Raw genomic sequence first — 23,050 nt, 5'->3', positions numbered from 1 at the left:
CTGTGGCTTGCGCGGGCGATGCAGCCGGGGTTTTTACGATTTACGATTTACGTTTTCAGCAGATATTTTAACGAATCTTTGGGCGCAGAAGTAAATGGTGTGAGCGGGTCGATGGGGTGCCAGCCGGTGATGGCCGGCTGGCCGATCGCCACCCGCACGTGTTGCAGAAACTGTGCGCGGCTCACTGGAGCCGCCCCCAGTGAGGCCAGGTGCGAGGTCTCCTGCTGGCAGTCGATCAGCGCCACGCCGTGGCTGCGCAGGAAGGCCACCAGGTAAGACAGTGCGATTTTTGAACCATCGCTGACGCGCGCGAACATCGATTCGCCGTAAAACATGCGGCCGATGCAGACGCCATAGGCACCGCCGGCGAGCTGGCCGTCGACCCACAGTTCGGCCGAATGGGCATACCCCATGTCGAACAGCGCGCTGTAGCCGGCGATGATGTCGGGCGAGATCCAGGTGCCGGGACCGTCCTTGCGCGGCGCCGCGCAGGCGCGCATGACGGCGTCGAACGCGGTGTCGAAGCGCACCTGCCAGCGGCCGCCCTGCAGGCGGCTTTTTTCCACCTTGCGCAAGGTCTTGCGCAGGCTGTCGCTGATGTGGAAGTGGCCGGTATCGAGCACCATGCGCGGATCGGTGCTCCACCACAGGATGGGCTGGCCCTCGGAAAACCACGGGAAAATGCCGCGCCGGTAGGCTGCCAGCAGGCGCTGCGGCGACAGATCGGCGCCCGCTGCCAGCAAGCCCGGCGCGTCCGTCGTCAGGGCGCTGGCAACGTCGGGAAAAGGCGTGTTCGCTTCCAGCCAGGGAATCATCGCTTACGCTATATCGTGGGCCGCATCCGATGGTGCGCGCATCGGCCGGGTGATGTCATGTTCGTGAAAGCCGTAGCTGCCCCCTTCGCGCACTTTTTTGCGGTCGGCGAAAAACAGCTCGAGGGTGGTGCGGATGGTGGGGAAGGCCAGGTCGGCCCAGGGAATGTCGCGCTCGCTGAACAGTTCGACCTCGAGGCTTTCGATGCCGGCGGCGTAATCGAGGTCGACCAGCCGCGCCAGGTAAAACAGGTGGACCTGGTGCACATAGGCGACGTTGAGCATGGAAAACAGCGGCCCCAGCTCGATGTTGGCGCCCGCTTCTTCCACCGTTTCGCGGATGGCGGCGGCGCCCGTGGTTTCGGCATTTTCCATGAAGCCGGCCGGCAATGTCCAGTAACCGTAGCGCGGTTCGATGGCGCGTTTGCACAGCAATATTTTCAATTCGCCATCGTGCTCCCATACCGGCAGCGAGCCCACCACCAGCTTGGGATTCTGGTAATGGACGGTGCCGCAAGCGTTGCAGACGAAGCGCGGGCGGTTGTCGCCTTCAGGAATGATCAACGCGACCGGTTGGGCGCATTCGGAGCAAAATTTCATAGATAGCCGCAGAGAAGAGTTTTGCTTACTTTACACCGATTACCGCGCTTTCGCCGCATCGGCGCACGCTGCCAGGGGACTGATCTGGCGATTGCATGCTGCTATCGTAATTTAGCTGGAGATTGATATTGCCTAAAGACCTTGTAAGCCCTATAATAACGGCACAGACGCGGGGTGGAGCAGTCTGGCAGCTCGTCGGGCTCATAACCCGAAGGTCACAGGTTCAAATCCTGTCCCCGCAACCAATTTTAAAACCGTCGATACGTGCAAGCGTGTCGGCGGTTTTTTCTTGTTGGCTGCGCATTTCGGTGCCCGTTCGATTCCCCTCAATCTTTATACAAGCAGGCGTGACAATGACGGCGCCGCGCGGTCTATCCCGTACAAGCGATGGGAGGGCAGGGCGATGGCATCACTGGCAGAGATCAACGAATTTTGGGGCTGGACGGGTTTGCACGCCGTCGAAGTGCTGGGCGAGAACGATTTCGGCAACCTGATGCTGCGAGGCGCCGATGGTGGCTACTGGTGGCTGTGCCCGCAGGAACTGTGTTGCCAGCGGGTGGCGCCGCACCGCGCCGCGCTGCGGCAACTGTCATACAACCAGCAATTTTTGCAGCACTGGTATGCGCCCGAACTGACGGCGACGGCGCGCGCCGCGCTCGGTCCGCTGGCGGCCGGTCGCAAATACTGCATGACGGTGCCGAGCGCGCAGGGCGGTGCGGCCGACGCGGCCAACCTGGCGACGGCGCCGTGGTCGCTGCTGCTGCGTTGTTGCGGGGAGGTCGCTGAAGCGTTCGACGACGCGTTGTAGTTCAGGCGGCCGGTGCCAGGCTGGCCCACAACAGCGCCGCTGCCATCGTGCGGTGCGGCGCCCAGCGTGCCAGCAGCGCTTCGGTGCGCGCCAGGTCGGGTTTGCTGTCTTCGGCCAGCAGGCGTTGCAGGGCAGTACGGATGGCGACGTCGCCGTGCAGCGAGCAGTCGGCATAGCCAAAGCCGCGCAGCAGGGCGTAATTGACGGTCCACGGGCCGATACCCTTGATCGCCAGCAGGGCAGCGCTGGTGCTGGCGAGGTCGGCGTTCCGGTCGAGCGACAGCGTGCCATCGTCGACCAGGCGCGCCAGCCGCAGAAGCGTGTCGGCCTTCGCGCGCGAGAATTTTTGGCGCAGCAGCGCATCGATGTCGATACACGCCACCTCGCGCGCTTCCGGATAGCACCACAAGCGGTTGCTGTGGCGCACGCCCGCCTGCACAATCAGGCTGCGGCGCAGGGCAATGGCGAAGCCGAGATGGATTTGCTGGCCGATGATGGCCCAGGTCAGCGCCTCGAACACGCTGGCCGACTGCACCACCCGCAGCGCACTGTGGCGGCGTGCCAGCGGCGCCAGCAGGGGATCAGCGCGGGCCACTGCCAGGAACGGCGCCGGGTCGATGCGCAGGCCCAGCACATTGTGCAGGGCATCCTGCGCCATCGTCGCCGCAGCCGGCGTGATGGCTGCATCGGCGACGATCTGGCAGTGCGCGTGTGACGGCGTCAAGGCGATGTCGAGCAGCAGCGGTACGCCGTCGAGCAGCACCGCCTTGCGCAGCCGTTGTTCGCTGACTTGTCCGCTGACCTGTTCGCTGACCTGCTCGCTGACGGCTTCGACGTCGCGGCTGTGAAACGCCAGCACCGGACCGACGTCGTAGCCGGCCGGCAGCGGCAGCACCAGTTCCATGGTGGTGCTCATGTGGTGCTCATGTGGTGCTCATGGGCTGCTCATGGGCTGCTCATGTGCTACTCACGCGCGCACGCAGGCGGCGCTCGAAGCGTCGGCGCCGGCCTGGTTGAGCGCGGCCGCATGGTTGAGCTGCTGCGAGGCCGGCACGCCGTTTTTGACGGCCGTCATTTCAGCGAGGATGGAGATGGCGATTTCGGCCGGCGTCTTGCTGCCGATGTACAGACCAACCGGACCATGCAGGCGGGCCAGCTGGGCGTCGCTGACATCGAACAGTTTTAAACGCTCGCGCCGGCTGGCGTTGTTGGCGCGCGAGCCGATCGCGCCGACATAGAAGGCGTCCGATTTGAGCGCTTCCATCAGCGCCAGGTCGTCGAGCTTGGGGTCGTGGGTCAGGGCGAGCACGGCGCTGCGGTGGTCGAGTGAGGATTCGAGCACCAGGTCGTCGGGCATCATGTGCACCACGCGCACGCCGGCCACTTGCCAGCCGACACGGTATTCCTCGCGCGGGTCGCACACGGTGACGTGGTAATCCATGGCGGTGGCAACCTGAGCGACGAAGCGCGACAGCTGGCCGGCGCCGATAATGAACAGGCGCCAGCGGGGGCCGTGCACGCTGGTTAGCGCGGCCTCGTCCAGTTGCAGGACGACGCCGGGCGGGCACGGCGAGAGCGTCACGGCGCCGCTGTGCAAGTCGAGGCGGCGCGCCACCAGCTCGTGGCGGTCGAGCCGCTCGAGCAGTTCGGCGACGCCGCTGGCGACCCCGAGCGGCTCGATGGCCAGTTCGATGGTGCCGCCGCAGGGCAGGCCGAAGCGGTGCGCTTCGTCGGCGCTGATGCCGTAGCTGACCACTTCCGGCAGCGTGCGGGTGATGCCGACCCGGCGCACTTCGGCGATCAGGTCATCCTCGATGCAGCCGCCCGACACCGAGCCGACCACCTGGCCGGTTTCGCAGATGGCCAGCAGCGCGCCGATCGGCCGCGGGCTCGAGCCCCAGGTTTTAACCACGGTGACGAGCTGGCAGCGCAAGCCGGCGGCAATCCAGCCGGCCGCGGTTTTTAATACTTCAAGATCAATACTGTCCATGGGATCGCATATACTGGGGTTGACAGCCACGCACGCAACGGGATGAGCGAATGAAGAGCGACCATGATACAAAAAAAGCCGACGCGACGCCGAAGTTCGGCCGCCTGCTCATTGTGCTGGTGGCGGCGGTGGCGTTTTGCGGTCTGCTCACTTACGTGATGGGCACGCTGTTTCCCGACTTTTGACATGAACGGGGCCGGATCATTCGACCCGGCCCCGTTATTCTTGGACGGCGCAATGCTCAAGGCATCAGGGTCTTTTTGGTCGACTGCTTCGACTTGATTTCCGCCGTGGTTTTTTCCATCGCCGCCACCCGCGCCGGTGTGGCCGGGTGGTTGGCGACAAAGCCGTTGAGCACCGTCGCCGGATAGTTTGCCGCCAGCCGCTTCCAGAACGGCGCGGCGCCATCGATGTCGTAGCCGGCGCGCGCCGTCAGGTACAGCGCCAGACGGTCGGCGGCGATATCGGTGTCGGCGCTCATGGCCTTGATGCCGCCGCTGCCGATCAGCATGGAGGTATCCGGTTCTACCTTGACGAGGTTGTCGATGATGCCACCCACCGTGCCAGCGTAGCGCTGCGAAGCCGGGTGACCCAGCAGGCTGTGCGCCATGCCGGTGGCCAGCAGGTAGGCCAGTTCATCGTCGCTGCGCACGAACGCCAGCATGCCGCGGGTGACCATCACGCGGCTGCCGTCGTTGTAGGCATTGACATTGTCGGCGTTGCCCAGTTCGATGCCGAAGCCGCAGGCGCGGGTGACCGGGACCGTGATCGAGCGTTTGTCGCCATCGCGTTCGATGCCGATCGGCAGCGACGTAGTGGCCGTCAGCAGGGGGCCGAATACGCCACCGGCAGTGGAGGGGGCATTCGCGCCGGTCGGCAGCTTTTTGCCGCCTGCCGTCAACAGGCGGTCGCCGCGTTGCAGGCCAGCCTGGGCGGCGCCGCTGCCGGCCAGCACACCCGTTACCTGCAAGTGCTCGCCCATGCCAAAAGCGACGTGGGCCGCTTCGTTGTAGTCGCCCGGGTACGAGTAACGGTTCTTGGCAGTAAAGCCGAGCAGATTTCTGGCTTGCGCCTTGCACAGGTCGACGTTGTTGATCAGCAGCGGCGCGGCCACCCGGTACAGGCGGTCGAGCTGGCTGGCCATGCGGTTGAGCAGTTCGGCGTCCTGCGCCATTTGCGGCGTCAGCGCTGGCGCTGGCGTTTCTCCGGCCGTGGCGGTGGGACGCTCGGTTGCTGCCTGCGGGCGCACGGGCGGGGTGCTACAGGCGCCCAGCAACAGGGAAAAGCTGATCGTTGAAAGTGTGGCAAGGGCATATGACATGGTTGCGCCGCGGCGCAAGGCGTGGATATGCTGCATCGAAATTCTCCTGTTTTTATTGTTTGCCGGTGCTGCCGAAGCCGCCAGCACCGCGCTCGCTGTGCTGGCCAGCGTCGAACTCGTCAACGACCTCGAATGCCACCTGCATTACCGGCACGATGATCAACTGCGCCAGTCGTTCCATCGGCTGCAGGGTGAATGCCTGCTGGCCACGGTTCCAGGTCGAAATCATCAGCTGACCCTGGTAATCGGAATCAATCAAGCCTACCAGATTCCCCAAAACGATGCCGTTCTTGTGACCCATGCCTGAGCGCGGCAAGATCATTGCGCAATAGCCGGGATCGGCGACATGAATGGCCAGGCCGGTGGGGATCAAAACGGTCGCGCCCGCTTCGATGACGATGGCATCATCGATGCAGGCGCGCAGGTCGAGACCGGCGCTGCCAGCGGTGGCATAGGCTGGCAACAGGGCGTTCATGCGCGGGTCAAGGATCTTGAGCTGCAGAGTTTTCATGCGTGTTTCATTTCTATAGTTGTTTATCGGTGCGGGGTGCCCGGTGCGCCCAGGCGGGCAGCGATGTCGCCGATCAGCTGGCGCGCCAGGGTCAGCTTGCCGGCCCGCGGCAGCACCGTGTGGCCGGCGGCATCGAACACGATGACCGTGTTGTGATCGTCGCCGAAGGTCTGTGGTCCGATATTGCCCACGAGCAAAGGAATGCCTTTTCGCAGGCGCTTGGCGGCGCCGTAGTCGATCAGGTTTTCCGATTCGGCTGCAAAGCCGACGCAGTAAGGCCAGCCCTCCGGGTTGCTGGCGGCCGCCTGCGCCACGGCGGCGAGGATGTCGGGATTTTCGGCAAAGGTCAGCTGCGGCGCGCCGCTGGCGGTTTTTTTCATTTTATGGGGGCTGGCATTGCTCACCCGCCAGTCGGCAACCGCCGCCACCCCGATGAACAGGTGCTGGCCCGCCAACTGCCCCATGACGGCGTCGTGCATCTGCCGGGCGCTCAGGACGTCGATGCGGCGCACGCCCTGCGGCGCTGCCAGCGCGGTCGGTCCAGACACCAGCACCACCTCGGCGCCCGCTTCACGCGCCGCGCGTGCCACCGCATAGCCCATTTTGCCAGACGACAGATTGGTGATGCCGCGCACCGGATCGATGGCTTCGAAGGTGGGGCCGGCGGTGATCAGCACGCGCCGCCCGGCCAGTACCTTCGGCTGGAAGGCGGCCACCAGTTCGACCAGTAATTGGTCCGCCTCGAGCATGCGGCCGTAGCCCGTTTCGCCGCAGGCCTGGGCGCCGGCGGCGGGGCCGAACAGGGTGATGCCGTCAGCGCCCAACCGGGCGACGTTGCGCACGGTGGCGGGGTTTTCCCACATTTCGACGTTCATCGCCGGGGCGATGAACAGCGGCAGGCGGCGCGGGCGCGCCACGCACAGCGTCGAGAGCAGGTCGTCACACGCGCCGTGCGCCAGTTTGCGGATAAAGTCGGTCGAGCACGGCGCGATCAGGATCGCATCGGCGTCGCGCGTGAGGTCGATATGGGCCATGTTGTTGGCCACCCGCGCGTCCCATTGATCGGTATAAACGGTATGGCCAGACAGGGCCTGCATGGTGACGGCGCCGATAAAATGGCTGGCCGCTTCGGTCATCACCACCTGCACGCTGGCGCCCTGTTTGACCAGGGCGCGGCACAGTTCGGCTGCCTTGTAGCAGGCGACGCCGCCAGTCAGACCGAGGACGATTTTTTTGCCTGCTAAATCCATGCTGCTCTCTCCTTGGCTTGATTCCTAATTGCGATTGACGCGACGCAGCTCGTCGTAGACGAACAGCATCACGCCAATGCTGATGGCGCTGTCGGCGATATTAAAGGCGGGGAAGTGACCGACGCCAGCGAGGTGGAAATCGAGAAAATCGATGACGTGGCCGTAGACCAGGCGGTCGATGACGTTGCCGATGGCACCACCCATGACCAGCGCCAGCGCCCAGCAGAACAGGCGCTGGCCAGCGTGCTTGCGCAGCATGTAGATGATGAAGCCGACTGCGATGACGCCGATGGCGGTGAAAAAGTAGCGCTGCCAGCCACTCTCGTTGGACAGAAAATTGAAAGCAGCGCCGCGGTTATACGCCAGCACCAGGTTGAAAAAGCCGGTGACCGCTTTCTCCTGGCCCAGCACAAACATCTTGGTGATGGCAATTTTCGACAGCTGGTCGAACAGGATGACGATGGCGGCGATGCCGAGCCACGGCATCAGCGAGCCGCGGTGTTTGGAGGTCGAAAACGTGCTGGTTTTTTTAGTGGCCATGGGCGGTAAAGTGAAGGGTGGCTCGGTGGTCTGGGTAAAATATGCTCTGCTTGATCAGGCGAAACGACGGGTTTCGCCGGCGCCGAACAGGTTGCCGTAACAGCGCTCGCACAGACCCGGATGATCGGCATGGTGGCCGACGTCAGGGCGGTAGTGCCAGCAGCGTTCGCACTTCGGCGCGGTCGACGCGCTGACCACGATCGCCTGTTCTTCAACGCTGGCGACCTGTTCGACACGTGCCTGCGAGGTGATGAAGACAAAGCGCAAGTCATCTTCGAGGCTGGCCAGCAGATGGTAGGTGTCGGGCGCTGCCTTGATGGTCAGCTCGGCCTGCAGTGACGAACCGATGGCGCCTTGCCCGCGCAGTTCTTCGAGCTCCTTGGTGACATCGGCGCGCACGGCGCGCAGCTGCGTGTACTTGGCCAGCAGGGCGGCGGCGTCGTCCAGTTGCGGCAGTTCCCAGTAGGTCTGCGTAAAAATGGTGTCGTCGCTGGCGGCGTAGGCGGCCGGCGTGGCAAACGCCTGCCATGCTTCTTCGACGGTAAAGGTGAGGGTGGGCGCCATCACCCGCAGCAGGCTCTGGGCGATATGCCACAGCGCCGTTTGCGCCGAGCGGCGTGCCGGCGAATCGACGGCGGTGGTGTAGAGCCGGTCCTTGAGGATGTCGAGATAAAAGCCACCCAGGTCTTCCGAGCAGTAGTTTTGCAGGCGCGCGATCACCGGATGGAATTCGTAGCGCTCGTAGTGGGCCAGGATGTCGGTTTGCAGCGCCGCCATCGAGGCGATCGCGTAACGGTCGATTTCGAGCAGCTCGGCGGTCGGCACGGCGTGCGTGAGCGGATCGAAGTCCGAGGTATTGGCCAGCAAAAAGCGCACCGTGTTGCGCAGGCGGCGATACGATTCGGTGACCCGCTTGAGAATCTCGTCGGAGATCGACAGTTCGCCGCTGTAGTCGGTCGAGGCGACCCACAGGCGCAGGATGTCGGCGCCGAGGGTATCGGAGATTTTTTGCGGCGCCAGCGTGTTGCCCAGCGACTTGGACATTTTCTTGCCTTCGGCGTCGACCGTGAAGCCGTGCGTGAGCAGCGCTTTATAGGGCGGCACGCCATTGAGCATGGACGAAGTGAGCAGCGACGAGTGGAACCAGCCGCGGTGCTGGTCCGAGCCTTCCAGGTACAGGTCGGCCGGGAACGCCAGCTCGTTCTTGTGTGAGCCGCGCAGCACGGTCTGGTGGGTGGCACCAGAGTCGAACCAGACGTCGAGGGTGTCCTTGTTCTTGACGTACATGGCGGCGTCGTCGGCGCTGAGCAGATCGGCCGGTTGCAGCGTCTGCCAGGCATCGATGCCCTGTTGTTCGAACAGCTGGGCGATGCGCTCGATCAGCGCAGGCGTGTCCGGGTGCAGCTGGCCGCTTTCCTTGTGCAGGAAGAAGGCCATCGGCACGCCCCACTGGCGCTGGCGCGACAGGGTCCAGTCGGGACGGTTGGCGATCATGCCATGCAGGCGCGCCTGGCCCCAATCGGGGAAGAACTTGGTATTTTCGATGCCGGCCAGCGCGGTCTCGCGCAGGGTGGCACCGCCATCTTTTGGCGTCACATCCATGCCGGCGAACCACTGCGAGGTGGCGCGGTAGATGATCGGGGTTTTATGGCGCCAGCAGTGCATGTAGCTGTGATCGAACATTTTCACTTCGAACAGGGCGCCGGCGGCGGTCAAGGCCGCGCAGATCGGCTTCGAGGCTTCCCAGATGGTCATGCCGGCAAACAGCGGCAGGGTCGCCGCAAAGCGGCCGTCGCCCATCACCGGGGTGAGGATGGCGTCATCCTGCATGCCGTGTTCTTTGCACGAAATAAAGTCTTCGAGGCCGTAGGCAGGCGCCGAGTGGACCACGCCGGTGCCGCTCTCGGTGGTGACGTAATCGGCCAGGTACATGGGAGAGAGGCGGTCGTAAAACGGATCGGCCTGGTACAACGGGTGATGAAAACTGATGCCGGCGAGTGCTGCGCCGAGGCAGGTGGCGAGCACGGCGCCTTCCAGCTTGTAACGCGCCAGGCATGCTTCGACCAGCTCGGCCGCCAGGATCAGCAGCAGCGGCTTGCCGTCGCGCACGGTTTGCACCAGCGCATAAGTCACTTCGGCGTTGGCGTTGAGGGCCTGGTTCGACGGGATGGTCCATGGCGTGGTGGTCCAGATGACGACAAAGCCGTCACCCGGCGGCAGCGCCGGCAGGCCGAAGGCCCCCGCCAGCTGTTCCGGCTGGGCGAACGGGAAGCCGACATCGATGGCGGGGTCGCGCTTGTCCTGGTATTCCACTTCCGCTTCGGCCAGCGCCGAGCCGCAATCGAAGCACCAGTTGACGGGCTTTAAGCCGCGGTAGACATAGCCCTTGTCGAGCAAGGTGCCGAGTGCGCGCAGTTCGTCGGCTTCGTTTCCGAAGGCCATGGTCATGTAGGGGTTGTCCCATTCGCCCAGCACGCCCAGGCGGATGAAGCCGGCGCGCTGGCGGTCGATCTGTTCGTAGGCGTAGGCGCGCGCTTTGGTCAATACGTCGGCGGTCGGCAGATTTTTGCCATACAGTTTTTCGATCTGGATTTCGATCGGCATGCCGTGGCAATCCCAGCCCGGTACATACGGGGCATCGAAACCGCCCAGCGTGCGCGCCTTGACGATCATGTCTTTCAAGATCTTGTTGACGGCGTGGCCCAGGTGGATATCGCCATTCGCGTACGGCGGGCCGTCGTGCAGGATAAATTTCGGGCGGCCGGCGCTGGCCTTGCGCACGCGCTCGTACAGTTTCTTGTCCTGCCACTGCTGCACCCAGCCCGGCTCGCGCTTGGCGAGGTCGCCGCGCATGGGGAAGGCGGTGTCGGTCATATTGACCGGGTATTTGCTTTCCGGCTTTTTGGCGGCCTTGGGCGCTTTTTGATCGACAGGTTTGTTATCGGACATGATTTTTCTTTACATTAGAAACTGGTGGACGTTGCCGCATATTCATCCCGCTGTGCGTGGCTGCTGCGGCGCGCACCGGGTGATCGTCGTTCAGGACGGCGTCAAATTCGGTCGGTGGCAGTAATGGCGGTGGCGCTTGCGCCGGCCAGGTCGGCGAACCAGTCGCGCGCGCGCATGGCGTCGCCGTTGATGGCGGCGGTCAGGCTCGCCAGGTCGGTGTATTTTGCTTCGTCACGGATTTTTTCGAGGAACTCGACTTGCACCAGTTTGCCGTAGCAGTCGCCCGTGAAGTCGAACAGGTGCACTTCCAGCAGCACGCGGCCGGAATCGTCGACGGTCGGGCGCACGCCCAGGCTGGCCACTGCCGGCAGGGCAGTCGGGCCCAGACCGTGCACGCGCACGATAAAAATACCGGACAGGGCAGCGCGGTGGGCGACCCGCAGGTTGAGCGTCGGAAAGCCGAGGGTGCGACCGAGTTTCTGGCCGTGGATGACGTGGCCAGAGATGGCGTAATCGTGCCCCAGCAGCTGCTTGGCGTGCGGAAAATCGCCGGCAGCCAGCGCTTCGCGCACGGCCGACGAAGAAATACGGCGCTCGCCATGGGTGACGGTGGGCAGTGTTTCAACCTGGAAGCCGTGCCGCTGTCCCGCTTGCTTGAGCATGGCAACGGTGCCGGCGCGGCGGGCGCCATAACAGAAATCGTCGCCGACCATCAACCAGCGCACGTGCAAGCCTTCGACCAGTACGCGCGTAGTAAATTCTTCGGGCGACATGGCGGCAAACTGGGCGTTGAAATGCTCGACGATGACGCGGTCGATGCCGGCGCCTGCCAACGAGCCCAGCTTGTCACGCAGATTGGCGATGCGACTGGGCGCGCGCGCCATGTCACCGGCGCGGGCAGCGAAAAACTCGCGTGGGTGCGGCTCGAACGTCATCACGGCCGCTTCCACGCCGAGGCGGCTGGCGGCATCGCGCACGCGCGCCAGCAGGGCCTGGTGGCCGCGATGGACGCCGTCGAAATTGCCGATCGTCAGGGCGCAGGGCGCGCGCGCGCGATCATTGGGTAGTCCCCGGAATACCTTCATGTGATATCTGCTGCCTATTGCTGCAAGCTAAATAGTGAATTATACGGTCAAGTTGCGGCTTTCACACCCCATCCTGCCTTTGGGGCCGTTTGACAACGCCAGCGCGGCGATGAAATGACGCCGAAAAAAAAGCGCTGCCAACGGCAGCGCTCTTGATTGAGCCAGTCAATCCGGCTGCAATCAACCCATCGGGTGATTGATGGCCATGATCCAGTAGCGCGCCAGATCGGCAGTGCCGTCGGTGCCGCCCACGCCTTTGAGCGTGGTGAGTGCCTGCGCCTTCTTGCCGGCCACCGCCTGCGCTTCACCGAGGTGCAGCTTGGCATCTTCAGGATTGCGCAGACCGCCTGCCTTGATGGCGTCCTGCATCATCTGCAAGCCCTTGTCCGCCTGACCCGCTTGCACCAGGCCATAGCCCATCGCCAGCAGGCCATCCTGGTCCTTGGCCTTGATCAGCGCTGCTTCGTCGACTGCCTGGGTCTTGCGGTCTTCCGCCAGATTTTTTTCTGCCAGATCTTTCAGGCGCTGGTGACGGGGCGCTTCGGCGCCGACGCCGAGAATGCCAGCCTTGTAACCCTTGTCCAGCACTTTCAAGGCTTCAGCCGGCGCTTTTGCCTGCAGCACCAGTTGGGCCATCTCGACAAATTCGCTGGGCTTTTTCAGCAGGTTGTTGGCCAGCTTGAGGCGGTAGATATCGACCGTCAGGCGGTTTGAGTAGCCGGGCTTGGTGACCACGCGGTTGAGCAGGTCAGTCCAGTACGACACTTTTGGATACGATGCCGCCAGTTTTTCAATGGTACCAACGTAGCCAGCCTTGTCGCCTTTTTTCAGCTGGATATTCGCCAGCAGGCCCAGCTGGTCTTCGTTGAGCTTGCCGCCTTTTTCGATATTCCGCAGTTCCTGCTCAGCCTGTGCCAGGTTGCCGGAGACATAGTAATTTTGGATCAACAGCTGGCGCAACGCCGGGTTGTCGTGGTCCTTGAGCTGACGGTTGATGGCAGCGTTGGCCTTCGGGTAATCCTTGGCGCGGATGTACAAGCCAACCAGACCTTCCGAGAATTTGTCCTTTTCACCAGTCGACAGTTTGCCCGAGGCGATCAAGGTTTCAAACGACTTGGCGGCCGCTTCATTGTCGCCGGCAGCCGATGCCGCCGCCGCGCGCACGCGCTCGATCAGGTAGCTCTCGTTGGCGGTCTTGTTGCCGACATTGTCGGCGTCGCGCAATTTGGCAAGCGCTTCACGGTTCTTGCCCTGTTTCATCAAGGCCTGGGCGGCCTGCAGGGGATTGCCTACTTCAGGACGCAAGGTTTCTGCGGCCATGGCGGTCGACAGGCCGATGACAGGGGTAGCGGCCGTAAAGCCGAGAGCGGCCATCACGAGGCCGAGGTGCGCGAGACGGAATGTTGGCATTGTGTGGAATTCTTTCTTCAAAATGAGAAACGGCAGGGGATACCTGCCGTGTTCGTTCTACAAATTACGATTACTGAAACTGCTCGTTGCCGACCATGCCGATCTTGGTCACGCCGAGACGCTGGGCCGAAGCCATCACGCCTGCAACGTACTTGTATTCGACCAGCTTGTTCGGACGCAGGTGCACTTCCGGCTGATCGGCCTGGGCTGCCACGCTGGCCAACTTCGCTTCCAGCGCTGCACGGTCAGGCACAGCCACGTTGTCCCACAAAATCGTACCGTCGAAGTCGACGTCGATGGTGACGACGACAGGTTCGGTGGTCGGTGGCGGTGGATTGCCAACCGGCATATTCAGATTGACCGAATGGTTCTGTTTCGGAATCGTGATAATCAACATGATAATCAAGACCAACATAACGTCGATCAAGGGTGTCATGTTCATTTCCATCATTGGTTCCGGATCAGCGTTTGCGCTGCCGGAACCTGAACCGACGTTCATACTCATGGTGTGTCCTTTAGAAATGTCGGGGTCCCGCAGCGCCTGCTTGTGCAAGACGCTGCGGGAGGGGATTAGCCCTTGTCAGGCGGTTCGGTAATAAAACCGACCTTCTGGACCCCAGCACGTTGTGCCGTGTAAATCACCTTGCCGATGAACTCGTACTTGGTTTCCTGGTCACCACGTACATGGACTTCTGGCTGTGGCAATTTGACGGATTCCTTCTTCAGGAACTCGAACAATTCATCCGTGTTCGCCAGTTTCTTTTGGTTCCAGTACATATCGCCGTCTTTGTTGACCACGATATTGACGTCTTCCGGCTTGGTCTTGGCAGCCTGGTTGGTTTCGGTTGGCAGATTAATTTTCTGCAACTTCAACACGACCGGGCTGGTAATCAGGAAGATGATCAGCAGAACCAACATGATGTCGACTAGCGGCGTCGTGTTGATTTCTGACATGACTGCATCTTCTTCTCCGCTATCGGAGCCGACGCTCATCGACATAATTTATCCAATCTTTTTGGTCGCACCTGCCAGGCGGCCAGCTTCGCTGGTCGACATTGCGCCCGAGATCAACACCGAGTGCACGTCAGCCGAGAACGAACGGACGTCTTCCATGGCGCTCTTGTTACGACGCACCAGCCAGTTGTAACCCAGCACGGCTGGAACGGCGACGAACAGGCCGAAGGCGGTCATGATCAGTGCTTCGCCGACTGGACCTGCGACCTTGTCGATCGAGGCGTTACCGGTCATACCGATGTTGGTCAGCGCGCCGTAAATACCCCAGACGGTACCGAACAGACCGATAAACGGTGCGGTCGAACCGACGGTTGCCAGGAACGACAGGCCATCTTGCAGACGCGATTGCACTTTTTCAACAGCGCGCTGGATCTGCATGGTCACCCAGGTCGACAGGTCGATCTGCTCAAGCAGGGCGCCGTCGTGGTGCTGGGTGGCTTTGGTGCCGGTTTCAGCGATGTAGCGGAAAGGCGAGCCGTCTTTCAGGGCAGCCGAACCAGCAGCGATCGACGACGCTTTCCAGAATTTAGCCTGGGTTTCTTTCGATTGCTTGAAGATTTTCATCTGGTCGAGCAGTTTCGTGATGATGATGTACCACGAACCCATCGACATCAGCGACAGAATGATCAGGGTAGCGCGTGGGACGAAACCACCGGCCCAGACAGCCTGGATACCGAACGGGTTTTCAACTTCTTCTTTGGCACCTGGAGCAACAGCAGCCGGGGCAGCAGCGTCAGCAGCAGGAGCGGCAGCCGGCGCAGCAGCATCGGCAGCGGGAGCGGCAGCTGGGGCTTCAGCAGCTTTTGGCGCATCGGCAAACGCTGGTGCGGACACCAGGGCGCTCGCTGCGGTGAGGGAAAACAGGACAGCCGCCAGAACTGCGGACAAACGGGTATTTTTAAACATGCTTCCTCCAAATATATAAAATAATCAGTTCGCTGAACATAAAGACAACGAAAAATCACAGGTTGGGACGGTTGATTGTCCCGGGTTTATTCCAGCGTCCAGACATATTGCATTTGCATCCATGCCTTCTCAGGCTTGCCGTCGGTGGTGCCCGGCTTGAAGCGGCATTTGCTGATACCCGTCACAGCGGCCTTGTCGAGGTCACGGAAGCCGCTCGATTTCAGGATCTTCGAATCGGCAACACGGCCATCTTCGGCGATCAGGAATTGCAGCGTCACAGTACCGGTCTCTTCGTTACGCAGGGAAGCCTTCGGCCACTCTGGTTTTGCGCACGTATTGAAATCGGCTACTGCGGCAACGCGCGTAGGGTTCGGGTTGGCAGCCGGGGCAGGCGCTGCAGCAGCAGGAGGCGCTTTTTGCAGTTCAGTGGTGGCCGGTTTGGCCGCCGACGAAACGGCGATGGTGCTTTGCGGCGGCGGTGGTTGCTGCACGTTCACCTCGACTGGCGGGATGAATGGCGGCGGCGGCGCCTTCATTTCTGGTGGCGGTGGTGGGGGCGGAATTTCTTTCGGTGGGGGAGGCGCCTTCTCCTCAATGATCTTGGTCTCTACCGCTTCAGCCATCTTGGTGACCATGCGCTTGCCGAGACCGGTAATGATCCCGTAGGCAACCAGCACGTGCAAGAGGATGACAATGGTAATCCCAGTGACATTCTTCCCGGGCTGCTTATCATGCGAAAAATTCATGCCTGCTTTCTCCAATACCAACTCTTTTGTTCCTACTAAACCCACAAAACACGGCGGGACCTGCGACCGCGTCCGGGACATCGGCGAATTATACCTACGAATTCTTTTTTGCACATACATTTTTCATGCTGCAAACGTCTGTTATCTCACAGGGAAAATGATGTTTACCGCCCCCTAATTTACATGCTTCGCTGCGGTGCAGCATTCTTCAATATGCCCAAAAAAAGCGCTGCATTTCACGCATATTTGCACCAAACCAGTGCAAGTTAGGCGAATGTCAATTTTAAGAAACTTTCGCTAACGAAAAACCGTGATCGGCGTACAGACTACGGCCTGCTGGTGGCGATCTTGCCAACTATAGGGGGATTGTGAATGCCGTGTCGTACGTTTGAGTTCGTCTTTACCGCAATGCGGTGGCGACCCAGATAGCATGGGGCGATGGTGGTGACCTGATTTGATTTTTCACTACACGGCAGCCTGCATGGCGTCATTGCACCCGTTCGAGCTCACCTTTATCCGCACAGTGCAGGCCCGGCCGGGACGCCGCGCGCTGGCGGTGGCAGCGCTGTCAGTGACGCTTGCCGGTGCTTGGTGGAGTTTGGTGGTGCTTGGTGGCGCCCGGTGACGCTCACTGGCGCTTACCGTTGTTCCCCCGTGCTCAGTGACGGCTGCGCTTTTCGCGCCGCACTTCCAGGCTGCTGACCAGGTGGCCGTTCGGATCGACCGTCTCCAGGTGCACATCGAATCCCCACAAGCGCGCCACGTGGCGCAGGACCTCTTGCGCCTGCTGGTTAAGGGGACGGCGCTGAAACTGGCTGTGGCGCAGCGTGAGGGCGCGGTCATCGCGCGTGTTCACTTGCCAGACCTGGATGTTGGGCTCGCGGTTGCCCAGGTTGTACTGCTCTGCCAGTTGCTGGCGCACGTAGCGGTAGCCCGCTTCGTCGTGGATGGCGGAGATATGCAGCTTGTCCTTGCGGTCGTCATCGAGCACGGCAAAGAAGTGAAAATCGCGGATCAGCTTGGGCGACAGGTATTGCGCGATAAAACTCTCGTCCTTGAAGTTGCGCATGGCAAAGTCGAGGCTGCTGCGCCAGTCGCTGCCAGCCAGCGCGGGGAACCATTCGCGGTCTTCTGCCGTGGGCGCTTCACAAATGCGGCGGATGTCGCTCATCATGGCAAAGCCCAGCGCGTACGGATTGATGCCGCTGTAATACTGGCTGGTCGCCGATGGCTGGTAGACGACGTTGGTGTGGCTCTGCAAGAACTCCATCATGAAGCCATCGCCGACGATGCCCTCCTTATATAGTTGCTGCAAGATCGTGTAGTGCCAAAAGGTGGCCCAGCCTTCGTTCATCACCTGGGTCTGGCGCTGCGGATAAAAATACTGGGATATCTTGCGGGTGATGCGGACCAGTTCGCGCTGCCAGGGTTCCAGCAGGGGCGCGTATTTTTCGATGAAATATAAAAGGTTTTCTTCCGGTTCAGGGGGGAAGCGGGGCGGCGCCGCATCGGTGGCCTGCTCGTCGCGCCGCGGCACCGTGCGCCACAGGGCGTTCACTTGCGACTGCGCATATTCCTCGCGTTCCTTGAGACGGGCATTTTCCTGCGCCAGCGACAGCTTGGCGGGACGTTTATAGCGGTCGACCCCGTAGTTTTGCAGCGCGTGGCACGAATCGAGCAATTGCTCAACGGCGTCGATGCCGTGGCGCTGCTCGCACTCGGCGATATAGTTTTTGGCAAACACCATGTAGTCGACGATGGCATCGGCATCGGTCCAGGTACGAAACAGGTAATTACCTTTAAAGAAGGAATTATGGCCGTAGGCCGCATGGGCGATCACCAGCGCCTGCATGGTCAGGCTGTTCTCTTCCATCAGGTAGGCGATGCAGGGGTTGGAGTTGATGACGATTTCGTAGGCCAAGCCCATCTGCCCCCGCTTGTAACTTTTTTCCGTCGACAGAAAATGTTTGCCGAATGACCAGTGGTTGTACGACACCGGCATGCCCACCGAGGTGTAGGCATCCATCATTTGCTCGGCGGTGATGATTTCCAGCTGGTTCGGATAGGTGTCGAGGCCGAAGCTGGCCGCCACCCGGCGAATTTCTTCGTGGGCGTGCTCGATCAGGTCGAAGGTCCATTCGGACTGTTCCGGCAGGGCGCGCGGATGTTGGGGATCTCTGGGCATGCTGGCCTCGCTTCGACGTTTACTTTGGCTGCTTCTTGAACAGTTCGCGGAACACCGGGTAGATGTCGGCCGGCGTAACGATTTTCTGCATGGCGAAGTTGCTGTGATGGTCGCCCACTTCGGCATACTGTTCCCACAAATTTTGCTGCGGGCCATCGGTGATTTCGACATAGGTGTAGTACTGCACGCGCGGCATGATGGCGTTGATCAGCAGCTGTTTGCACAGCACCGAGTCATTGTCCCAGTTGTCACCGTCGGATGCCTGCGCCACGTAACTGTTCCAGTCGCCGCTGCCGTAGCGCTCGTTGATGATTTTTTGCAACAGGTGCAAGGCTGATGACACCACCGTGCCGCCCGATTCACGCGAGTGGAAAAATTCGTTTTCATCGACCTCGGCGGCAGCAGTGTGATGGCGGATGAAGACCACTTCGATCTTGTCGTACGCGCGCTTGAGAAACAGGTAGAGCAGAATGAAGAAGCGCTTGGCGGTGTCCTTGCGGCCTTCGTCCATGGAGCCGGAAACATCCATGATGCAAAACATGACAGCCTGGGTCGATGGCTTGGGCACCTTGATGCGGTTGCTGTAGCGCAGGTCGAAGGGATCGATGAAGGGAATCGCCAGCAGCCGCGTATGCAGGTGATGCACCAGTTTTTTCAGCTGCAGCACTTCGGGGTCGTCGAGGGGCACGCCGTCTTCGAGCAGGCGCGCCAGCGCATGTTCCACTTCCGTCAACTGTTTGCGCGACTTGCCACCGACGGCGATGCGGCGGCCCAAGGCGCCGCGCAGCGAGCGCAGCACGTGGATATTCGACGGCGTGCCCGAGATGTTGTAGCCAGCGCGCTGGTTCCTGAATTCCGGTGTCTGCGCCAGCTGGGTCTTGATCATATTGGGCAGCTCAAGATCTTCGAAGAAATAATTCATGAATTCTTCGCGCGACAGTTCGAAAATAAAATCATCTTCGTTGGGCTGTTCACTGTTGCCGGCCTTGCCGCGGCCGTTGCCGCCGCCGCTGCGGGGACGGTTGAACTGGTCGCCCTTTTGATACTCTTTATTGCCGGGATTGACGGTTTCCCACACGCCGCCATGGGCATGGCCAAAACTCGGTTCGTTGACGTCCTTGACGGGAATGGCGACCTTTTCGCCGTTTTCGATGTCGGTAATCGAGCGACCCTTGATGGCGCGCCCCACCGCGTCCTTGATCTGGCTCTTGTAGCGGCGCAGGAAGCGCTCGCGGTTGATCGCAGACTTGTTCTTACCCTGCAAGCGTCGGTCGATGAGATAAGTCAAGGTGCCTCCTGCTCAATGTCGCGGCGGAGCCGGCAGCACCACCGCCATGGCGGCGCTGCCGACAGCCCTATCTTAAACCTTTGCGGTCAAGACGACTTCCGCACACGCAGATACCACTCGCACAGCAAGCGCACCTGCTTGGCCGTATAGCCTTTATCGACCATGCGGGCGACGAAATCCGCATGCTTGTTGGCATCCTCGGCCGATGCCTTGGCGTTAAACGAAATCACCGGCAGCAGTTCCTCGGTATTCGAAAACATTTTTTTCTCGATCACCGTGCGGAATTTTTCGTAGCTGGTCCAGGCCGGATTTTTGCCGCCATTGGTGGCGCGCGCACGCAGGCCGAAGTTGACGATCTCGTTGCGGAAGTCTTTGGGATTCGAAATGCCAGCCGGCTTCTCGATTTTCTCCAGCTCGCTGTTGAGCGAATCGCGGTCGAACGATTCGCCCGTATCGGGATCGCGGAACTCCTGGTCCTGGATCCAGAAATCGGCAAAGGTGACGTAGCGGTCGAAAATATTCTGGCCATACTCGGAATAGCTTTCCAGGTACGCCGTCTGGATTTCCTTGCCAATAAAATCGACGTAGCGGTGCGCCAGGTGTTCCTTGATATACGACAGGTAGCGCTGTTCGGTCTCGGGCGCAAACTGCTCGCGCTCGATCTGCTGCTCCAGTACATACAGCAGGTGGACGGGGTTGGCCGCCACTTCGGTGTTATCGAAGTTAAACACCTTCGACAGGATCTTGAAGGCGAAGCGGGTCGACAGGCCATTCATGCCTTCGTCGACGCCGGCGTAGTCGACATACTCGTGCATCGACTTCGCCTTGGGATCGGTGTCCTTCAGATTTTCGCCATCGTAGACCAGCATCTTGGAAAAAATGCTGGAATTTTCCGGGTCTTTCAAGCGCGACAAAATGGCGAACTGCGCCATCATCTTCATGGTGCCCGGCGCGCACGGTGCATCGACCAGCGACGAATTGCGGATCAGCTTGTCGTAAATCTGGATTTCGTCCGATACCCGCAGGCAATACGGCACCTTGACGATGTAAATACGGTCGAGGAAAGCCTCGTTGTTACGGTTGTTGCGGAAGGTTTTCCATTCCGATTCGTTCGAGTGGGCCAGCACGATGCCATCGAAAGGGATGGCGCCGAACCCTTCGGTGCCCTTGTAATTGCCTTCCTGCGTGGCGGTCAGCAGCGGATGGAGCACCTTGATGGGCGCCTTGAACATTTCGACGAATTCCATCAAGCCCTGGTTACCCAGGCACAGGCCGCCAGAATAGCTGTAGGCGTCGGGATCGTCCTGGGCGTAGTCTTCCAGTTTACGGATGTCGACCTTGCCCACCAGCGAGGAAATATCCTGGTTGTTCTCGTCGCCCGGTTCTGTCTTGGAAATGGCGATCTGCTTGAGGATCGATGGGTAGCGCTTGACCACCCGGAACTTGTTGATGTCGCCATTGAACTCGTGCAGGCGCTTGACTGCCCACGGGCTGGGGATGGTGCGCAGGTAACGGCGCGGGATGCCGTAATCTTCCTCCAGCAGGGTGCCGTCCTCGTCCTCGTTGAACAGGCCCAGCGGCGACTCGTTGACGGGCGAGCCCTTCAGGCAATAGAAGGGCACCTGTTCCATCAGCGACTTGAGTTTTTCGGCAATCGACGATTTGCCGCCGCCGACCGGACCGAGCAGATACAGAATTTGCTTGCGCTCTTCCAGCCCCTGGGCGGCGTGGCGGAAGTAGGACACCACCTGCTCGATGACTTCTTCGGTACCGTAGAAGTCCTTGAAAGCGGGATACAGCTTGATCACCTTGTTGGCGAAAATGCGCGACAGGCGGGTGTCGGTGCGGGTGTCGACCAGCCGCGGTTCGCCAATGGCGGCAAGCATGCGTTCGGGGGCGCTGGCGTACGTTAAGGGATCCTTTTTGCACAAGGCCAGATACTCGGAAAGTGAAAACTCTTCTTCCTTGGTACGCTCGTAGCGAGCGGCGTATTTGTCAAAAATCGTCATTTGAGGTCCTTTTAAAGTGCGTGCTGACTCCCTGATGCTGGCAAAAAAACTTGCCCAGGCCCGACCACTGGCGTCTCTCCTTTTTTGCCGGCAGAAGATTTCGTGAAGTGAATTTTCCGAAACAAAATCTGCTGCCGACGATGTTATTTTTTGACCGAAATGCCGGTGATGTTTGCGCGTTTTGACAACGTCTTCTTACGCCTATGAAATTTATTATGTGCCTAATGGAAGCGGATGTCAAAACAATGTCGTGCGACTGTTTGCAAGCGACTTAAGTCATTGATTTATAATATTAAAATCGTGTTTCTGAGGCATTTTCCAAGGGGCATTTTAGAACGATTTACAATTTAATTGGCGGCCCGCTTGGGCGCTCGATTCGCGCTCGATTCGCGCCCGATTCGCCCGTGATCGCGCGGCGATTGCGGCTGGAAAAGCTTGGCCTGCAAGCGTTGCCGATTGCCCGCCAGAACGCTAATACCCGCGTGTGCGACACACATATGCATGCACGCAATTTGGTGGTGGCCTGACCGCCAGCGCCGCTTGCGCTACACTGGACCATCCTGCGTTTTTACGATGCCTTCTCGAGAGATCTGCCATGTCCCACCCCCAGCTGAACACCGTGTTGCGCCAGATGCCCAAGGCAGAATTGCACATACACATCGAAGGGTCACTGGAACCCGAGCTGATCTTTGAGATGGCTCAACGAAACGGGGTTGCTCTGGCCTATGGCTCGGTCGAGGCCCTGCGCGCAGCCTATGCCTTCGACAATCTGCAATCGTTTTTGGATATTTATTACGCCGGTGCCAGCGTATTGCTGACCGAGCAGGATTTTTACGACATGACGGCGGCCTATCTGCGCCGTGCCGCTGCCGACAATGTGCGCCATGCCGAGCTGTTTTTCGACCCGCAAACCCACACCGCGCGCGGCGTGCCGTTCGCCACCGCCATCGACGGCATCTGGCGCGCCTGCCAGGATGGCCCCATCAGTGCCACCATCATCATGTGCTTCCTGCGTCACCTGAGCGAGGACGAAGCCATCGCCACCCTCGAGCAGGCGCTGCCGCACCGCCACCAGATCATCGGCGTCGGCCTCGATTCGTCCGAACTGGGTCACCCGCCGGAAAAATTCGGCCGCGTGTTCGCCCGCTGCCGCGAACTGGGCCTGCACCTGGTCGCCCACGCCGGCGAAGAGGGGCCGCCGGCCTACATCGAGACGGCGCTCGACCTGTTACAGGTCGAGCGCATCGATCATGGCGTGCGCTGCCTCGACAGCGCGGACTTGACGGCGCGCCTGGCGCGCGAGCAGATCGCCCTGACCGTCTGTCCCTTGTCCAACATCAAACTGCGGGTGTTCGATCACATGGGCCAGCACAATCTGCTCGAACTGCTCGACGCCGGCCTGGCCGCCACTGTCAATTCGGACGATCCGGCCTATTTTGGCGGCTACCTGAACGACAATTTCGTGGCGGCCTTCGATGCTTTGCCGCTGGGCCTGTCGCATGCGCATCGGCTGGCGCGCAATAGTTTTGTGGCCGCGTTTTTGCCAGAGGATGCCAAACAGGCGCATCTGGCTGAACTCGACGCCTATTTTGCGGCGCTGTGATGCCCGCCCAGCCTTTATTGCAC

General features: G+C 60.8%; 22 protein-coding genes and 1 tRNA gene. 5 read left to right on the top strand and 18 right to left on the bottom strand.

Annotation, left to right across the window (positions count from 1 at the left end; all coding sequences use genetic code 11):
* Positions 1–47: 47 nt before the first annotated feature.
* Together aat and ACP7BZ_RS03295 are read right to left on the bottom strand one after the other, a co-directional pair.
* Positions 48–815: a leucyl/phenylalanyl-tRNA--protein transferase gene (aat, locus tag ACP7BZ_RS03300; RefSeq protein WP_426110218.1), complete on the bottom strand. Its 768-nt coding sequence runs from the start codon at positions 813–815 to the stop codon at positions 48–50.
* 3 nt (positions 816–818) lie between these two features.
* Positions 819–1,412: an NUDIX hydrolase gene (locus ACP7BZ_RS03295; RefSeq protein WP_426110217.1), complete on the bottom strand. Its 594-nt coding sequence runs from the start codon at positions 1,410–1,412 to the stop codon at positions 819–821.
* Positions 1,413–1,580: 168 nt separating this feature from the next.
* Between ACP7BZ_RS03295 and ACP7BZ_RS03290 the strand changes: the two genes are divergently transcribed.
* Both ACP7BZ_RS03290 and ACP7BZ_RS03285 read left to right on the top strand, forming a co-directional pair.
* A tRNA-Met gene (locus ACP7BZ_RS03290) sits at positions 1,581–1,657 on the top strand.
* A 158-nt stretch (positions 1,658–1,815) separates the two neighbouring features.
* Positions 1,816–2,220 (top strand): DUF1851 domain-containing protein, encoded by a 405-nt coding sequence (locus tag ACP7BZ_RS03285; RefSeq protein WP_426110216.1) that lies wholly within the window; start codon positions 1,816–1,818, stop codon positions 2,218–2,220.
* Position 2,221: 1 nt separating this feature from the next.
* Here ACP7BZ_RS03285 and ACP7BZ_RS03280 read toward each other — a convergent pair whose 3' ends face one another.
* Both ACP7BZ_RS03280 and ACP7BZ_RS03275 read right to left on the bottom strand, forming a co-directional pair.
* On the bottom strand, positions 2,222–3,136 hold the full coding sequence (locus ACP7BZ_RS03280) for a DNA-3-methyladenine glycosylase 2 (protein ID WP_426110215.1): 915 nt from the start codon (positions 3,134–3,136) through the stop codon (positions 2,222–2,224).
* A gap of 51 nt (positions 3,137–3,187) precedes the next feature.
* Complete coding sequence (locus tag ACP7BZ_RS03275) at positions 3,188–4,210, bottom strand: XdhC family protein (protein ID WP_426110214.1); 1,023 nt, start codon at positions 4,208–4,210, stop codon at positions 3,188–3,190.
* A gap of 50 nt (positions 4,211–4,260) precedes the next feature.
* On the opposite strand from ACP7BZ_RS03275, the gene ACP7BZ_RS03270 reads away from it, so the two are divergent.
* The gene (locus ACP7BZ_RS03270) at positions 4,261–4,395 is read left to right on the top strand and encodes a hypothetical protein (RefSeq protein ID WP_426110213.1); all 135 of its coding nucleotides are present in this window, start codon (positions 4,261–4,263) and stop codon (positions 4,393–4,395) included.
* Positions 4,396–4,451: 56 nt separating this feature from the next.
* Here ACP7BZ_RS03270 and ACP7BZ_RS03265 read toward each other — a convergent pair whose 3' ends face one another.
* The 11 genes from ACP7BZ_RS03265 to ACP7BZ_RS03215 all read right to left on the bottom strand — a co-directional run bounded on the left by ACP7BZ_RS03265 (position 4,452) and on the right by ACP7BZ_RS03215 (position 15,942).
* A complete protein-coding gene (locus ACP7BZ_RS03265) occupies positions 4,452–5,567 on the bottom strand; it encodes a M48 family metalloprotease (protein ID WP_426110212.1) in 1,116 nt (371 codons plus the stop codon).
* A gap of 16 nt (positions 5,568–5,583) precedes the next feature.
* On the bottom strand, positions 5,584–6,042 hold the full coding sequence (gene dut, locus ACP7BZ_RS03260; protein WP_426110211.1) for a dUTP diphosphatase: 459 nt from the start codon (positions 6,040–6,042) through the stop codon (positions 5,584–5,586).
* Between the two features lie 23 nt (positions 6,043–6,065).
* A complete protein-coding gene (gene coaBC, locus ACP7BZ_RS03255; protein WP_426110210.1) occupies positions 6,066–7,292 on the bottom strand; it encodes a bifunctional phosphopantothenoylcysteine decarboxylase/phosphopantothenate--cysteine ligase CoaBC in 1,227 nt (408 codons plus the stop codon).
* Positions 7,293–7,316: 24 nt separating this feature from the next.
* The gene (lspA, locus tag ACP7BZ_RS03250) at positions 7,317–7,832 is read right to left on the bottom strand and encodes a signal peptidase II (RefSeq protein ID WP_426110209.1); all 516 of its coding nucleotides are present in this window, start codon (positions 7,830–7,832) and stop codon (positions 7,317–7,319) included.
* Between the two features lie 54 nt (positions 7,833–7,886).
* The gene (gene ileS, locus ACP7BZ_RS03245) at positions 7,887–10,781 is read right to left on the bottom strand and encodes an isoleucine--tRNA ligase (protein ID WP_426110208.1); all 2,895 of its coding nucleotides are present in this window, start codon (positions 10,779–10,781) and stop codon (positions 7,887–7,889) included.
* 101 nt (positions 10,782–10,882) lie between these two features.
* Positions 10,883–11,866, bottom strand: a complete 984-nt coding sequence (locus ACP7BZ_RS03240; RefSeq protein ID WP_426110207.1) for a bifunctional riboflavin kinase/FAD synthetase — start codon at positions 11,864–11,866, stop codon at positions 10,883–10,885.
* A 180-nt stretch (positions 11,867–12,046) separates the two neighbouring features.
* On the bottom strand, positions 12,047–13,276 hold the full coding sequence (locus ACP7BZ_RS03235; RefSeq protein WP_426110206.1) for a tetratricopeptide repeat protein: 1,230 nt from the start codon (positions 13,274–13,276) through the stop codon (positions 12,047–12,049).
* 70 nt (positions 13,277–13,346) lie between these two features.
* Positions 13,347–13,781 carry an ExbD/TolR family protein gene (locus ACP7BZ_RS03230; protein ID WP_426110205.1) on the bottom strand — a complete coding sequence of 145 codons (435 nt, stop codon included), beginning with the start codon at positions 13,779–13,781 and terminating at the stop codon, positions 13,347–13,349.
* A gap of 65 nt (positions 13,782–13,846) precedes the next feature.
* Entirely contained in the window at positions 13,847–14,275 is a 429-nt protein-coding gene (locus tag ACP7BZ_RS03225; protein WP_426110204.1) for an ExbD/TolR family protein, read from the bottom strand.
* A gap of 3 nt (positions 14,276–14,278) precedes the next feature.
* Positions 14,279–15,196, bottom strand: coding sequence for a MotA/TolQ/ExbB proton channel family protein (locus ACP7BZ_RS03220; protein WP_426110203.1), 918 nt, complete (start codon positions 15,194–15,196; stop codon positions 14,279–14,281).
* Between the two features lie 86 nt (positions 15,197–15,282).
* Positions 15,283–15,942 carry an energy transducer TonB gene (locus tag ACP7BZ_RS03215; RefSeq protein ID WP_426110202.1) on the bottom strand — a complete coding sequence of 220 codons (660 nt, stop codon included), beginning with the start codon at positions 15,940–15,942 and terminating at the stop codon, positions 15,283–15,285.
* A gap of 481 nt (positions 15,943–16,423) precedes the next feature.
* On the opposite strand from ACP7BZ_RS03215, the gene ACP7BZ_RS03210 reads away from it, so the two are divergent.
* Positions 16,424–16,567, top strand: coding sequence for a hypothetical protein (locus ACP7BZ_RS03210; protein WP_426110201.1), 144 nt, complete (start codon positions 16,424–16,426; stop codon positions 16,565–16,567).
* A gap of 33 nt (positions 16,568–16,600) precedes the next feature.
* Here ACP7BZ_RS03210 and ACP7BZ_RS03205 read toward each other — a convergent pair whose 3' ends face one another.
* The 3 genes from ACP7BZ_RS03205 to ACP7BZ_RS03195 form a co-directional block, all read right to left on the bottom strand.
* Complete coding sequence (locus ACP7BZ_RS03205) at positions 16,601–18,127, bottom strand: SpoVR family protein (RefSeq protein ID WP_426110200.1); 1,527 nt, start codon at positions 18,125–18,127, stop codon at positions 16,601–16,603.
* A 19-nt stretch (positions 18,128–18,146) separates the two neighbouring features.
* Complete coding sequence (locus ACP7BZ_RS03200) at positions 18,147–19,415, bottom strand: YeaH/YhbH family protein (protein ID WP_426110199.1); 1,269 nt, start codon at positions 19,413–19,415, stop codon at positions 18,147–18,149.
* A gap of 86 nt (positions 19,416–19,501) precedes the next feature.
* Positions 19,502–21,424, bottom strand: a complete 1,923-nt coding sequence (locus tag ACP7BZ_RS03195; RefSeq protein ID WP_426110198.1) for a PrkA family serine protein kinase — start codon at positions 21,422–21,424, stop codon at positions 19,502–19,504.
* A 595-nt stretch (positions 21,425–22,019) separates the two neighbouring features.
* Here ACP7BZ_RS03195 and ACP7BZ_RS03190 point away from each other — a divergent pair.
* Positions 22,020–23,027, top strand: a complete 1,008-nt coding sequence (locus tag ACP7BZ_RS03190; protein WP_426110197.1) for an adenosine deaminase — start codon at positions 22,020–22,022, stop codon at positions 23,025–23,027.
* Positions 23,028–23,050: the final 23 nt, after the last annotated feature.

This window comes from Massilia sp. PWRC2, from assembly GCF_049896725.1.
GTDB lineage: Bacteria > Pseudomonadota > Gammaproteobacteria > Burkholderiales > Burkholderiaceae_D > JAFCUW01.
The sequence above is the reverse complement of the archived record's forward strand: the minus strand, read 5'-3'. Positions and strand labels throughout refer to the sequence as shown.